This window comes from Phytopseudomonas dryadis (genome assembly GCF_004327355.1).
In the GTDB taxonomy this organism is placed as follows: Bacteria; Pseudomonadota; Gammaproteobacteria; order Pseudomonadales; family Pseudomonadaceae; genus Aquipseudomonas; species Aquipseudomonas dryadis.
This window is the reverse complement of record NZ_QJUM01000007.1, coordinates 73,351-87,288: the sequence shown is the minus strand read 5'-3', so window position 1 is coordinate 87,288 and position 13,938 is coordinate 73,351. Positions and strand designations below refer to the sequence as shown.

The 13,938-nt window shown below is 65.9% G+C and carries 10 protein-coding genes; 8 read left to right on the top strand and 2 right to left on the bottom strand.

Translation table 11 applies throughout. The annotated features are described in order from the left end of the window. The first annotated feature begins 55 nt into the window (after positions 1 to 55). From DNK34_RS07860 to DNK34_RS07835, 6 genes are all read left to right on the top strand, one after another. A complete protein-coding gene (locus DNK34_RS07860) occupies positions 56 to 1,873 on the top strand; it encodes a sensor histidine kinase (RefSeq protein WP_207401568.1) in 1,818 nt (605 codons plus the stop codon). Further along, positions 1,870 to 3,255 (top strand): sigma-54-dependent transcriptional regulator, encoded by a 1,386-nt coding sequence (locus tag DNK34_RS07855; RefSeq protein ID WP_131173284.1) that lies wholly within the window; start codon positions 1,870 to 1,872, stop codon positions 3,253 to 3,255. The genes DNK34_RS07860 and DNK34_RS07855 overlap by 4 nt, the downstream gene beginning before the upstream one ends. A gap of 345 nt (positions 3,256 to 3,600) precedes the next feature. Beyond that, positions 3,601 to 4,596, top strand: coding sequence for a C4-dicarboxylate TRAP substrate-binding protein DctP (gene dctP / locus DNK34_RS07850; protein WP_131173285.1), 996 nt, complete (start codon positions 3,601 to 3,603; stop codon positions 4,594 to 4,596). Positions 4,597 to 4,775: 179 nt separating this feature from the next. Continuing rightward, complete coding sequence (locus DNK34_RS07845; RefSeq protein WP_131173286.1) at positions 4,776 to 5,408, top strand: TRAP transporter small permease; 633 nt, start codon at positions 4,776 to 4,778, stop codon at positions 5,406 to 5,408. Next, positions 5,405 to 6,688, top strand: a complete 1,284-nt coding sequence (gene dctM, locus DNK34_RS07840) for a C4-dicarboxylate TRAP transporter large permease protein DctM (protein WP_131173287.1) — start codon at positions 5,405 to 5,407, stop codon at positions 6,686 to 6,688. Before DNK34_RS07845 ends, dctM begins: the two co-directional genes overlap by 4 nt. A 475-nt stretch (positions 6,689 to 7,163) precedes the next feature. Further along, a complete protein-coding gene (locus DNK34_RS07835; protein ID WP_131173288.1) occupies positions 7,164 to 9,071 on the top strand; it encodes a beta-ketoacyl synthase in 1,908 nt (635 codons plus the stop codon). A 286-nt stretch (positions 9,072 to 9,357) separates the two neighbouring features. Here DNK34_RS07835 and cysQ read toward each other — a convergent pair whose 3' ends face one another. Both cysQ and nudE read right to left on the bottom strand, forming a co-directional pair. Beyond that, positions 9,358 to 10,179 carry a 3'(2'),5'-bisphosphate nucleotidase CysQ gene (gene cysQ / locus DNK34_RS07830; protein WP_131173289.1) on the bottom strand — a complete coding sequence of 274 codons (822 nt, stop codon included), beginning with the start codon at positions 10,177 to 10,179 and terminating at the stop codon, positions 9,358 to 9,360. Beyond that, on the bottom strand, positions 10,176 to 10,742 hold the full coding sequence (gene nudE, locus DNK34_RS07825; protein WP_131173290.1) for an ADP compounds hydrolase NudE: 567 nt from the start codon (positions 10,740 to 10,742) through the stop codon (positions 10,176 to 10,178). Before nudE ends, cysQ begins: the two co-directional genes overlap by 4 nt. Before the next feature lie 134 nt (positions 10,743 to 10,876). On the opposite strand from nudE, the gene yrfG reads away from it, so the two are divergent. Continuing rightward, on the top strand, positions 10,877 to 11,539 hold the full coding sequence (yrfG, locus tag DNK34_RS07820; RefSeq protein ID WP_131173291.1) for a GMP/IMP nucleotidase: 663 nt from the start codon (positions 10,877 to 10,879) through the stop codon (positions 11,537 to 11,539). Positions 11,540 to 12,083: 544 nt separating this feature from the next. Next, on the top strand, positions 12,084 to 13,880 hold the full coding sequence (gene atzF / locus DNK34_RS07815; RefSeq protein ID WP_207401569.1) for an allophanate hydrolase: 1,797 nt from the start codon (positions 12,084 to 12,086) through the stop codon (positions 13,878 to 13,880). The last annotated feature ends 58 nt before the right edge of the window (positions 13,881 to 13,938 follow it).

Genomic DNA, 13,938 nt, shown 5'->3' with positions numbered 1-13,938 from the left:
CCTTTAACGCTGTTAACGGCCCCAGGCTTTTGCCCCCATAATGCCCGGGTCTCCCATGAACACGATTCCCACGACGATGCCCAAACGCCCCCGCTGGCGCAGCCTGGCGTTACTGGCCCTGCTGCTGATCCCGCTGCTCTGGCCCTTGCAGCACCTGGCCGAGCGTTACTACCGCGCCGAGCTGACCGAGCAGAACCGCCAGACCCTCGACCTCTACGTCGCCAACCTGCTCGGCACCCTGCGCCGCTACGAAGTGCTGCCGCAGATTCTCGGCGACCTGCCGGGCCTGCGTACGGCGCTGGACAACCCGGGCGACACCCAGGCCCTGCTGACGGCCAACCAACTGCTCAAACGCGTACGCCAGCAGACCGGTGCCGACGTGATCTACCTGATGAACCCGGCCGGCGTCACCCTCGCCGCCTCCAACTGGGATCAGCAGGACACCTTCGTGCAAGGCAACTTCGCCTTCCGCCCCTACTTCCAGGAGGCCCTGGCCGGACGCCTGGGGCGCTTCTTCGGGCTCGGCACCACCTCGGGCAAGCGCGGCTACTACTTCGCCGCCGCCGTGTACGACGAAGCGCAGAAGATCGGCGTACTGGTGATCAAGGTCGACCTCGACCACACCGAAAGCCTATGGGGCACCACCCCGGAACAATTGCTGGTGACCGATGCCAACGGCGTGGTGATCCTCACCTCGCGCCCGGACTGGCGGTTTCACGCCAGCCGTCCGCTGGACAAGGCCGAGCGCGCCGCGATCGCCGCCATTCAACCCTACCCGACCCAGTCGCCGCCGCCCCTGCTGCTCAATGCCGAGGCCTGGCTGACCCAGAGCCGGGTACTGGAGGAAACCGGCTGGAGCGTCAGCATCCTCGCCCCGCGCGTGATCCTTGACCGCTCCGTACGCACGGTGGTGGCCATCGGCGGCGCCACCGTGCTGGTCCTGATCCTGCTGCTCGGCCTGCTGATGCAGCGGCGCCGCCACTACCTCGACCGCATCGCCCTCAACACCCGCGCACGCCAGGAGCTGGAGCTGCGCGTGCAGGAGCGCACCCAGGACCTGGAGCGCCTCAACAGCCGCCTGAAACAGGAAGTGCTGGAGCGCGAACAGGCCCAGCAGGAACTGGTACGGGCCCAGGACGAACTGGTGCAGGCCAGCAAGCTCTCGGCCCTGGGCACCATGAGCGCGAGCATCAGCCACGAACTCAACCAGCCCCTGGCGGCCATCCGCAGCTATGCCGAAAACGCCGGCGTGCTGCTCGACCATGCGCGCACCCTCGACGCCCGCGCCAACCTCAAACTGATCAGCCAGCTCACCGAGCGCATGGCCTCGATCATCGCCCACCTGCGCGCCTTCGCCCGGCGTGACCGGCATGCGCCGGAGAGCGTGGCCCTGCAGCCGGCCATCGACGACGCCCTGGCGCTGCTGGCCAAACGCCGGCGGGCGATGGACGTGGAATTGATCCGCGACCTGCCGGACGCGACCCTCTGGGTACAGGCGGGCGAAACCCGTCTGCGCCAGGTGCTGAGCAACCTGCTGGCCAATGCCCTCGACGCCCTCGGCGAACGCCCGCAGCCGCGTCGTATCTGGATCAGTAGCGAGACCGGCGACAACCTGGTCGAGCTGCACCTGCGCGACAATGGCCCTGGCTTCTCCGAGGCGGCCCTGGCCCATGCCCGCGAGCCGTTCTTCACCACCAAGACCAGCGCCCAGGGCCTGGGCCTGGGCCTGGCCATCTGCGACACCCTGATGCGCGCCCTCGGCGGCGAGTTGCTGCTGAGCAACCACCCCGACGGCGGCGCTCACCTGATCCTGCGCCTGCGCACCGCCGAAAACGGCGTCAACTTCCAGCCGCCAGAGGACTTTGCCGTATGACCACCATCGATGCCCGGACTCAGGTGCTGCTGATCGACGACGACCCCCACCTGCGCCAGGCCCTCAGCCAGACCCTCGACCTGGCGGGACTGAAGGTCGCCACCCTGGCCGATGCCCAAGGCCTGGCCGGACGCATCGAACGGGACTGGCCCGGCGTGGTGGTCAGCGATATCCGCATGCCCGGCGTCGATGGCCTGGAACTGCTGCAGCAACTGCACGAACAGGACGCCGAGCTGCCCGTGCTGCTGATCACCGGTCACGGCGACGTGCCCCTGGCGGTACAGGCCATGCGCGCCGGCGCCTACGACTTCCTGGAAAAGCCCTTCGCCAGCGAAGACCTGCTGGAAAGCGTGCGCCGCGCCATCGCCCTGCGCCGCCTGGTGCTGGACAACCGCAGCCTGCGCCTGGCCCTGGCCGACCGCCAGCAACTGTCGGCGCGCCTGGTCGGGCAGTCACCGGCCATGCAACGCCTGCGCGAACAGATCGGCGCCCTGGCCAGCATCAGCACCGACGTGCTGATCCTCGGCGAAACCGGCGCCGGCAAGGAAGTGGTGGCCCGCGCCCTGCACGACCTGTCGCACCGCCGCGACGGTCCGTTCGTGGCGATCAACGCCGGTGCGCTGGCCGAGTCGGTGGTCGAAAGCGAGCTGTTCGGCCACGAGCCCGGCGCCTTCACCGGGGCGCAGAAACGCCGTATCGGCAAGTTCGAGTTCGCCAACGGCGGCACCCTGTTCCTCGACGAGATCGAGAGCATGAGCCTCGAGGTACAGGTCAAGCTGCTGCGCCTGCTGCAGGAGCGGGTGGTCGAGCGGCTCGGTGGCAACCAGCTGATCCCGCTGGACATCCGCGTGATCGCCGCGACCAAGGAAGACCTGCGCATGGCGGCCGACCAGGGCCGTTTCCGCGCCGACCTGTACTACCGCCTCAACGTCGCGCCGCTGCGCATTCCGCCGCTGCGCGAGCGTGGCGAGGACATTCTGCTGCTGTTCCAGCACTTCGCCAGCACCGCCAGCGCCCGCCACGGCCTGCCGGATCGCGAACTGCAGCCGGGGCAGCGCGCCATGCTCCTGCGTCACCCCTGGCCGGGCAACGTGCGCGAACTGCAGAACGCCGGCGAACGCTTCGCCCTGGGCCTGGATCTGGGCCTGGAACTCTCCATCGACAGCCAGTTGCACAGCGCGCCCCTGAGCGGCAGCCTCAGCGAGCAGGTCGAAGCCTTCGAGCGGGCACTGATCGCCGCCGAGCTGACCCGCTCACACAACTCCCTGCGCAGCCTGGCCGAGGCCCTCGGCGTGCCACGCAAGACGCTGCACGACAAACTGCGCAAGCACGGCCTCAACTTCGCCGACGCTGGCGGAAGCTCGCCAGACGATATCGAGTGAATAGGCGGATTTATGCCGATTGCTTCCCGCATTCCCTGAAGCCCTCGTGAAAGCCGGCGAAGGCACGGCTGACGGCGTGTCTCGGCGACATTCAACAGTCCTTGCCGGACAAGGCTTTGCGCCGGACGCAAAGCTGTCCCGCGCGTTTTCGCCGCAGGCTGGCACAGCGTTTGCTCTAATCCCGATCAGCGAAAAACAAGTACAAGTCCAGGCTCATCGCTGCCAACCGATCCGGCCGCTCTCCACGGCAATCCTCGACTTGCTCTTGTTCGCTCGCTTCAGCGCCCCCGGCGCGAGGCATGCCATTCGACAACAAGATATCCAACAACAAGAGGAAGCATCCGCATGTTCAACTTCACCGCCAAGGCACTGGTCTGCGCCCTGTCCCTGAGCATCGCCGGCCTGGCCCAGGCCGCCGCTCCGATCTCCATCAAGTTCTCCCACGTGGTTGCCGAACACACCCCCAAAGGCCAGGGTGCCCTGCTGTTCAAGAAGCTCGTCGACGAGCGCCTGGCCGGCAAGGTGACCGTGCAGGTCTACCCGAACTCCTCGCTGTTCGGCGACGGCAAGGAAATGGAAGCGCTGCTGCTCGGCGACGTGCAGATCATCGCGCCGTCCCTGGCCAAGTTCGAGCACTACACCAAGCAGATCCAGATCTTCGACCTGCCGTTCCTGTTCGACGACATCAACGCGGTGGATCGCTTCCAGCAGAGCCCGGAAGGCAAATCCCTGCTGACCTCCATGGAAAGCAAGGGCATCACCGGCCTGGGCTACTGGCACAACGGCATGAAGCAGCTGTCGGCCAACAAGGCGCTGCATGAACCCAAGGATGCCCGCGGCCTGAAATTCCGCGTACAGGCTTCCGCCGTACTCGACGAGCAGTTCAAGGCCCTGCGCGCGGCGCCGCGCAAGATGAGCTTCGCCGAGGTCTACCAGGGTCTGCAGACCGGCGTGGTCAACGGTGCCGAGAACCCCTACTCGAACATCTACAGCCAGAAGATGCACGAAGTGCAGAAGTTCATCACCGAATCCGACCACGGCGTGCTGGACTACATGGTGATCACCAACACCAAGTTCTGGGACGGCCTGCCGGAAGACATCCGCACCGAGCTGACCGCGATCCTGGCCGAAGTCACCGTCGAGGTGAACAAGCAGGCCGAGGCGCTGAACCAGAACGACAAGCAGCGCATCATCGACGCGGGCACCACCGAAATCATCACCCTGACTCCCGAGCAGCGTGAACTGTGGCGTGAAGCCATGCGTCCGGTGTGGAAGAAGTTCGAAGGCGAGATCGGTGCCGACCTGATCAAGGCCGCAGAAAACGCCAACCAGGCCAACTGAGGCCGGGCCAACGGCCTGATCATCCGGCCGCGCCTATCTGGCGGCGACTCCAGAGCGGAGTCCGCCGCCCGCTTTACCGATAACGACATTCATCGCATGGCTGCAGCTTCGCTGCCGAGCCCTGGGTGCCACTGTCCCACTCGTCGCTTCGCGACCGCTCTACTGACGGAGATAATCCCATGCACGCTGTCGCTCGTGTCTGGAACCAGCTCGAGGAAGTAATGGTGGCATTCCTGCTTGCGGGCATGACCCTGGTCACCTTCTCGTACGTGATATTCAACAACCTCTACGGAATTTTCTATTCCCTGGGCGATACGCTGCCTTTCGCCAACGATGCCCTGTTCAGCATCGGCGACGGCATCCTCTACGTCGCCCAGGAAATGACCTGGAGCGTGGCCCTGACCAAGGCCATGTTCGGCTGGCTGATCTTCGTCGGTCTGGCCTGGGGCGTACGTATCGGCGCACACATCGGCGTCGATCTGCTGGTGCGCATGTTCAAGCCCTCCCTGCAGAAGGCCGTGGCGATCCTCGCCCTGAGCATCTGCCTGGCCTACTGCGTGCTGATGGCCTACTCCAGCGAGCAGTGGGTCGCCACTCTGTTCCGTGCCGGTATCGGCGCCGAGGATCTGGATCGCTTCGGCGTCCAGCAGTGGCACATCGTGATCATCGTGCCGATCGGTTTCACCCTGATGTTCCTGCGTTTCGCCCAGGTGCTGGTGCGTGTGATTCAGAACAAGCAACTGGGTTTTGGTGGCCACGGCGAAGTCGAAGACGCCATCAAACTCGCCGAAGAAACGGAGGCTAAACGATGACCATCGCATTTCTGTTCGTCGCCCTGTTCGCGCTGATGTTCATCGGCATTCCGGTGGCGATTTCCCTGGGTTTGTCCGGGGCCATGACCATCCTGCTCTTCAGCAACGACTCGGTGCGTTCGCTGGCGATCAAGCTGTTCGAGACCAGCGAGCACTACACGCTGCTGGCGATTCCGTTCTTCCTGCTCTCCGGCGCCTTCATGACCAGTGGCGGCGTGGCCCGTCGCCTGATCGATTTCGCCAACGCCTGCGTCGGTCATATCAAGGGTGGCCTGGCTATCGCGGCCATTCTGGCCTGTATGCTGTTCGCGGCACTGAGCGGCTCGTCGCCGGCCACGGTGGCGGCGGTCGGTTCGATCGTCATCGCCGGCATGGTGCGTTCGGGCTACAAGAAGGAGTTCGCCGCCGGCATCGTCTGTAACGCCGGTACCCTGGGTATCCTGATCCCGCCGTCGATCGTCATGGTGGTCTACGCCACCGCGACCGAAACCTCGGTGGGCAAGCTGTTCATGGCCGGTGTGGTGCCGGGCCTGCTGCTGGGCGTGTTCCTGATGGTCACCATCTACATCATCGCCCGGGTGAAGAACATGCCGTCGCTGCCGCGAGCGTCGATGGCCGAGATCATGGTAGCCGGGCGCAAGGCTGGCTGGGGCCTGGCGCTGATCGTGATCATCCTCGGCGGCATCTACTCGGGCATGTTCACCCCGACCGAAGCCGCTGCGGTGGCCGCGGTGTATGCGGCCTTCGTGGCGATCTTCATCTACAAGGACATGACCGTTCGCGAGTGCCCGAAGGTGTTCGTCGAGGCCGGCAAGCTGAGCGTGGTGCTGATGTTCATCATCGCCAACGCCATGCTCTTCGCCCACGTGCTGACCACCGAGCAGATCCCGCAGTCGATCACCGCCTGGGTGGTGGAGCAGGGCTTTTCGCCGATCGAGTTCCTGATCGTGGTGAACATCGTACTGCTGGTCGCCGGTACCTTCATGGAGCCGTCGGCGATCATCCTGATCCTGGCGCCGATCCTGTTCCCGATCGCCATGCAACTGGGCATCGACCCGATCCACCTGGGCATCATCATGGTGGTGAACATGGAGATCGGCCTGATCACGCCGCCGACCGGGCTCAACCTGTTCGTCACCTCGGCGGTCACCGGCATGCCGCTGACCCGCGTGGTGCGCGCGGTGTCGCCGTGGCTGCTGGTGATGCTGGCGTTCCTGATCCTGGTGACCTACGTGCCGTTCATTTCGCTGGGCCTGCCGAACTGGCTGGGCATGAACTGACGACTCTCGCGTTAAAACGAGCCCGGCCGATGTGCCGGGCTTTTTTGTCGCTGGAGGCTGGAGGCTGGAGGCTGGAGGCTGGAGGCTGGAGGCTGGAGGCTGGAGGCTGGAGGCTGGAGGCTGGAGGCTGGAGGCTGGACAGCGTTGTGGTCGGCCTCGCCACCGTCAAGCTTTTTCGTTCAGCCTTCAGCCTTTAGCGCCTTTATCGGCTTCTACCCCGCAGCCTGGCTTTTCGTCCAGCCTTCAGCCTTCAGCGCTCTTATCGGCTTCTAGCTCGTAGGCTCGTAGCCTGGGTCGATCCTGCAGTAACCTTGTATCAAGTCGTGACTTGCAAGTCATGGATCGCGTCAGCATAAGCATCCCGATAGCCGATCCTGCGCCTTTTGCCCGGCCTGGCGCACTCGCCTTGATCCGCTGACCCGGTACCCGTCCGCACCAGGCGCGTGCCGATCTAATTAGTTGAAGGAGTGTCTGCGTGAAATCTCGTCTGCCTGTGATCGTCGGTTTCGGTGGCTACAATGCCGCCGGCCGCAGCTCCTTCCACCACGGTTTCCGCCGCACCGTCATCGAGTCGATGGAACCCGCCGCGCGCGAGGAAACCCTCGCCGGCCTGGCCGTGATGATGAAGCTGGTCCGGGTCGTCGACGGCGTCTACCTCGATGAAGATGGCCAGACGCTGACCCAGGCCGAGATCGAGGCGCGCTTCACCCCGCAGATCCTGGCCTCGACCCTGGTGCGTCGCATCGACAAGCGGCACCTGGATGTCGATGCCGCGCCCTGGCAGAAGAGCCTGCCGATGGAAGCCGGCGAGACGCCGCTGACCTTCGTCACCCAGCGCAAGCACCTGCCCGAGCCGCTGCCGGCCAGCTGGAGCCTGGAAGAACTGGAAGGCAACCAGGTCCGCGTCACCCTGCTGCAAGGCTGCGAGGTGAAGGTCGACAGTTACCGCCCGCTGCCGGTCAAGTCCGCCGGCCAGTTGCCCAGCGGCTTCGAGCCCGGCGAGCTGTACAACTCGCACTTTCACCCACGCGGCCTGCAACTGTCGGTGGTCGGCGCCACCGATGCCTTGCGCTCCACCGGCCTGCCGTGGTCGCACATCCTCGACCATGTCCGCCCGGACGAAGTGGCGGTGTTCTCCGGCAGCATCATGAGCCAGGTCGACGAATTCGGCATCGGCGGCATGCTGCAGGCCCGCCTGCGCGGCAACCGGGTCACCGCCAAACAGTGTCCTCTGGGCCTGAACAGCATGCCGGCCGACTTCATCAACGCCTACGTACTGGGCAGTGTCGGTACTACCGGGGCGGTGACCGGCGCCTGCGCCACCTTCCTCTACAACCTGCAGAAAGCCATCGAGCTGATCAACTCGGGCAAGGCGCGGGTGGCCCTGGTCGGCAACAGCGAGGCCCCCCTGACGGCAGAGTGCATCGAAGGTTATGGCGCCATGGGTGCACTCGCCACCGAGGAAGGCCTGCGCAAGATCGAAGGCCGTGACGACGTCGACTTCCGCCGCGCCAGCCGTCCGTTCGGCGAGAACTGCGGTTTCACCCTGTCCGAATCCACCCAGTACCTGGTGCTGATGGACGACGAACTGGCCATCGAACTGGGCGCCGATATCCACGGCGCGGCCACCGACGTGTTCATCAACGCCGATGGCTTCAAGAAATCGATTTCCGCGCCCGGCCCGGGCAACTACCTGACCATGGCCAAGGCCGTGGCCGCCGCCTCCCAGCTGATCGGGCTCGACGGCGTGCGCCGGCACAGCTTCATCCATGCCCACGGCTCCAGCACGCCGGCCAACCGGGTGACCGAGTCGGAGTTGCTGAACCGGGTGGCGGCCGCCTTCGATATCCGCGACTGGCCGATCACCGCGGTCAAGGCGTTCGTCGGGCACTCCCTGGCGGCCGCCAGCGCCGACCAGGTGATTTCCGCCCTGGGCACCTTCAGGTACGGCCTGCTGCCAGGCATCAAGACCATCGACAAGGTCGCCGACGACGTGCACCAGGAGCGGCTGGCCATCAGCACCCGGGACCGCCGTTTCGACGAACAGACCCTGGACGTGGCCTTCATCAACTCCAAGGGCTTCGGCGGCAACAACGCCACCGGGGTGCTGCTGTCGCCACGCCTGGTCGAGAACATGCTGCGCAAACGCCACGGCGAGCAGGCCTTCGCCGCTTACCTCGAACGCCGCGCGGAGACCCGCGCCGCGGCCCAGGCCTACGACCAGCAGGCCCTGCGCGGCCAGTTCGACATCATCTACAACTTCGGCAACGACCTGATCGACGACCAGCAGATCGAGATCGGCACGCAACAGATCAAGGTGCCGGGCTTCGCCCAGCCCCTGGTGTACGCCAAGGACGAGCGCTACAGCGACATGCTCGACTGAAAGCCCAATACCGCCGCCCGTGTAGGAGCGCCGACCTCGGCGCGATGCGAGGGTGGCCATGCCGCAAAAATCGCGCTATGGCCACGATTCGCCGCGAGGGCGCGGCTCCTACAGAAAAGCGGCTATCCCATCCGGGTAGGAGCGTCGCCCTCGGCGCGATAGGGTTGTGGCCATCCAGTGGCATCTACGGCGCAGCCACCCGATCACCGCCAGGTCGCGGCGCCTGCAGGGCCAGGGCAAACCGCCGTTTTGCGGGCCAGATGCTCAACTGACCGGCATTCGCCGATCAGCCCAGGCGTTGCGCCTGCTCGAGCAGGGTGGAGCGCCATTCGGCGGCGGCCGGCAGGGCCAGGAAGAAGGGGTTGAGCAGCGACTCGCGGGCCTCGTAGCTCAAGGGCTCGCCCTGCAGGGTGAGCACCACGCCACCGGCGCCCTCGAGCACGCCCTGGGCCGCGGCGGTGTCCCACTGCGAGGTGGGCGCCAGGCGCGGGTAGCAATCGGCGCTGCCCTCGGCCAGCTGGCAGAACTTCAGCGAACTGCCGACACTGATGCGCTGCAACACGCCGCAACGCGCCTGCAGGGCCGCGAGCAGGCGCTCCTGCTCAGGGCTGCCATGGCGGCGACTGGCGACCACGGTGAGCCCCGTCGCCGGCGTCGCGCGCACCGTGATGGCCCGCCGCGCCCCGGAGGCCTCGGCACACCAGGCCCCCAGTCCGGCACCGCCGTAATAGCAGCGCCCATTGGCGGGAATACCGACCACCCCGAACACCACCCGCCCGCGCTCGATCAACGCGACGTTGACGGTGAACTCCTCGCTGTCGGCGATGAATTCCTTGGTGCCGTCGAGCGGGTCGACCAGCCACCAGCGCGTCCAGCCGGCACGCTCGTCCAGGGCGATGTCGGCCGCCTCCTCGGACAACACCGGAATCGAGGCATCCAGCGCCAGCAACCCCTCGGCCAGTACCTGGTGCGCGGCCAGGTCGGCGGCGGTCACCGGCGACGCATCGGCCTTCTCCGTGACCCGCACGCCCGTACGCCAGTACGGCAGGATCGCCGCGCCGGCCCGCGCGACCAGTTCCACCACCGCCGGCAGCAGGGGATGGCTCATGGCAGCAACTCGCCACGCTGCTCGAGCAGATCGCGCACCAGATAGAGCGCGGCCAGGGCCCGACCTTCGCTGAACTGCGGATGCTGGATCAGGCTCGACAGCTCGCGCAGGTTGACCTTGTCCACCCGCAGCGGCTCGGGCTCGTCGCCCGGCAGGCTCTTGGGGTACAGGTCGCGGGCCAGCACCACCTGGATCTTCTGACTCATGTAGCCCGGCGACAGGCTCAGTTCGGTCAGGTGCTCCAGCTTCTTCGCCGCGTAGCCGGCCTCCTCCTGGAGCTCGCGATTGGCCGCGTCGAGCACGTCCTCGTCCGGTTCGATCAGCCCCTTGGGCAGGGACAGCTCGTACTCGCCGGTACCGCCGCAGTATTCCTCGACCAGCACCACATGCTCGTTGTCGAGCAGCGCCACGATCATCACCGCGCCGTAACCCGAGCCCCTGCCGACCAGGCGCTCATAGGTGCGCTCGGCGCCATTGGCGAAGCGCAGCTGGATTTCCTCGACGCGGAACAAGCGGCTGCTGGCGACGATTTCTCGGGCGATGACAGTGGGCTTCTGACGCATGGGGCGTGTCCTTGGCGTGACCTGAACGGTTATCATACCGTGCCTTGTCCGATTCTCCGCCCAGGAGATTGCGTGACGACGACCGGCAGCGGATACAATCGCGACGCCGCGCACATCAGGAAGCCGCCAAGCCCATGATCCCCTTGCCCTGGCCCCGGATCGACACCGTCCTGCTGGACATGGACGGTACCCTGCTCGACCTGCACTTCGACAACCACTTCTGGCTGGAACACCTGCCCCAGCGCTACGCCGAGCACCACGGCATCAGCCGTGCCCTGGCCGACGCCGAACTGCAGCCGCTGTTTCGCCAGCACGCCGGCCAGTTGAACTGGTACTGCACCGACTTCTGGAGCCGCGAACTGGGCCTGTCGATCCGCGAACTCAAGCGCGAAGTGGCCGACCTGATCGCCCTGCGCCCCGACGCCGACACCTTCCTCGCCGCCATCCGCAGCGCCGGCAAGCGCGTGGTGATGATCACCAACGCCCACCGCGACTCGCTGTCGCTGAAGCTGGAGCGCATCGAACTGGCGCCCTATTTCGATCGCCTGATCAGCTCCCACGACTACGGTTTTCCCAAGGAGGACGGGCAATTCTGGTTCGCCCTGCAGCAGGACCTGCCCTTCGATCCGGCCCGCAGCCTGTTCATCGACGACAACCTGCCGATCCTGCGCAGCGCCCGACAGTTCGGCGTGGCCCACCTGCTGGCGGTCAGCGAGCCGGATAGCCGCAAAGGCGCGAAAGATACCGAGGAATTCACCGCGGTGCAGGATTACCGCGCTCTGCTGCAGGGCCTGTAAGAGCGACAAGCTTCAAGCCGCAAGCTAGAAGCTAGTTTGTAGGGTGGATGACGCTTTACCTACGCAGCCCGATCCACCCTACGACGGCTCTTTTTACGCACCATAAAGCTTCACCTCGTAGGATGGGTGAAACCCATCGGAATATTGATGGGTTTCACCCATCCTACGAGCTGCAGGGTCGCCTCAAGGACACCATCATTGAAACAGAGCAACGGCTAGTTTTCGTGGGAGGGGCTTTAGCCGCGAGCTCTTCGCGCTTCATCGATCCCATCGCGGCTAAAACGGATCGCCGCCCGGCCCCTCCCACGGTCACAGAACCTCATCCACGAATGGCCGTTAGCCAACGGGCGTCAGCGAGGCGCGAGCGGCTTATTGTGCGCACCAAAAGGCTTCAGCCTCGGCCCCGGTACGGTGCAATGACACCCAAGCCAATCGCCGAAAAACCAGATATAAAAACAAAAACCTTAAAAATCAATGTATTAAATTCTGGCACCGGTCTTGCTCTGACACCTCCCAACTTGGATACAAGATGGAATCTCAGAGCATGTCCAACGCCCCCATCGCCTTCACCCTCGCCGACTGGCAACAGGCCTACCGCGGCGCCGCACAGCCCGCCGACCTGTTGCACGCCCTGCTCGCGCACCTGGATCGCAGCGACAATGCCTGGATCGCCCTGGCCAGCGGCGCACAGCTCGACGCCCAATTGCACGAACTGCAGGGCCTGCTGGAAGCGGCCGGGGGCCAGCACGACAAGCTGCCGCTGTATGGCGTGCCCTTCGCCATCAAGGACAATATCGATGCCGCCGGCTGGCCGACCACCGCCGCCTGCCCCGAATTCGCCTATGCCGCCAAGCGGGACGCCACCGCCGTGGCCCGCCTGCGCGCCGCCGGCGCCGTCCTGATCGGCAAGACCAATCTCGATCAGTTCGCCACCGGCCTGGTCGGTACCCGCTCGCCCCATGGTGCCGTCGGCAACAGCTTCAACCCCGAGTATGTCAGCGGCGGTTCCAGCTCCGGCTCGGCCAGCGTGGTCGCGCGCGGCCTGGTGCCGTTCTCCCTGGGCACCGACACGGCCGGCTCCGGCCGGGTACCGGCGGGCTTCAACAATATCGTCGGGCTCAAGCCGACCAAGGGCTGGCTGCCCAACACCGGCCTGGTGCCGGCCTGTCGTACGGTCGATTGCATCTCGGTGTTCGCCCTCACGGTCGGCGACGCCGAAACCGTCGCCGACATCGCCGGCGGTTACGACGCCAAGGATGCCTACTCACGCATCAACCCCAACAGCGCCCCCGTCGGCATGAAATCCGCTCCGACTTTCGCCATGCCGGACAGCCTGGAGTTCTTTGGCGATACGCAGACTCAGGCGGTGTTCGAACAGGCACTGGAGAAGTTGCGAGCCCTGGGTGTGACATTGCAGCCCATCGACTTCGGCCCCTTCCGCGAGCTGGCCGAGCAGCTGTACTACGGGCCCTGGGTTGCCGAGCGCACGGTCGCGGTGGAGGGCGTGGCGCCGGAGCATATCGACCCGGTCGTGCGCGGCATCATCGACAACGGCCACAAGTACAGCGCCTGCGACGCCTACAAGGCCGAGTACCGGCGTGCCGAACTGAGCCGCGCGATCAATGACGCCCTGGCCGGTTTCGATGCACTGGTGGTACCCACCTCGCCGACCATCCGCAGTCTGGCCGAGATGCAAGTCGAGCCCGTGCTGTTCAACAGCCAGTTCGGCACCTACACCAATTTCACCAACCTCGCCGACCTGTCCGCCCTGGCCCTGCCCGCCGGCCTGCGTGAGGACGGCCTGCCCGCCGGTATCACCCTGCTCGCGCCGGCCTGGCACGACCATGCCCTGGCGGCCTTCGGCAAGCGCTGGCAAGCCAGCCTGGACCTGCCGCTCGGCGCCACCGGGCGGGCGCTGCCGCCGCAGCAGGCGAGCCTTGCAGCGTGCCCGGGCAGCGTGCGCCTGGCGGTGGTCGGCGCCCACCTGACCGGCATGCCGCTGAACTTCCAGCTGACCAGCCGCGCGGCGGTGCTGGTGGAACAGACCCTGACCTCCGCGGACTACCGCCTGCATGCCCTGGCCGGCAGCGTACCGCCGAAGCCGGGCCTGGCCCGCACGGCCGATGGCAGCTCGATCATCGTCGAACTATGGGACATACCGCTGGCACGCTTCGGCGAGTTCGTCGCCGAGATCCCGCCGCCCCTGGGTATCGGCAACGTGCAACTGGTCGATGGGCGCTGGGTGAAAGGCTTCATCTGCGAACCCTGGGCCTTGAGCGACGCCCGCGACATCACCAGCTTCGGCGGCTGGCGCGCCTTTGTCGCCAGCACGCGGACGTAAACCGCTGCCTCGCCCGCCGCGGCCGGGCCGCCCGGGGCCAGGCCCGCGAGATCCCGAG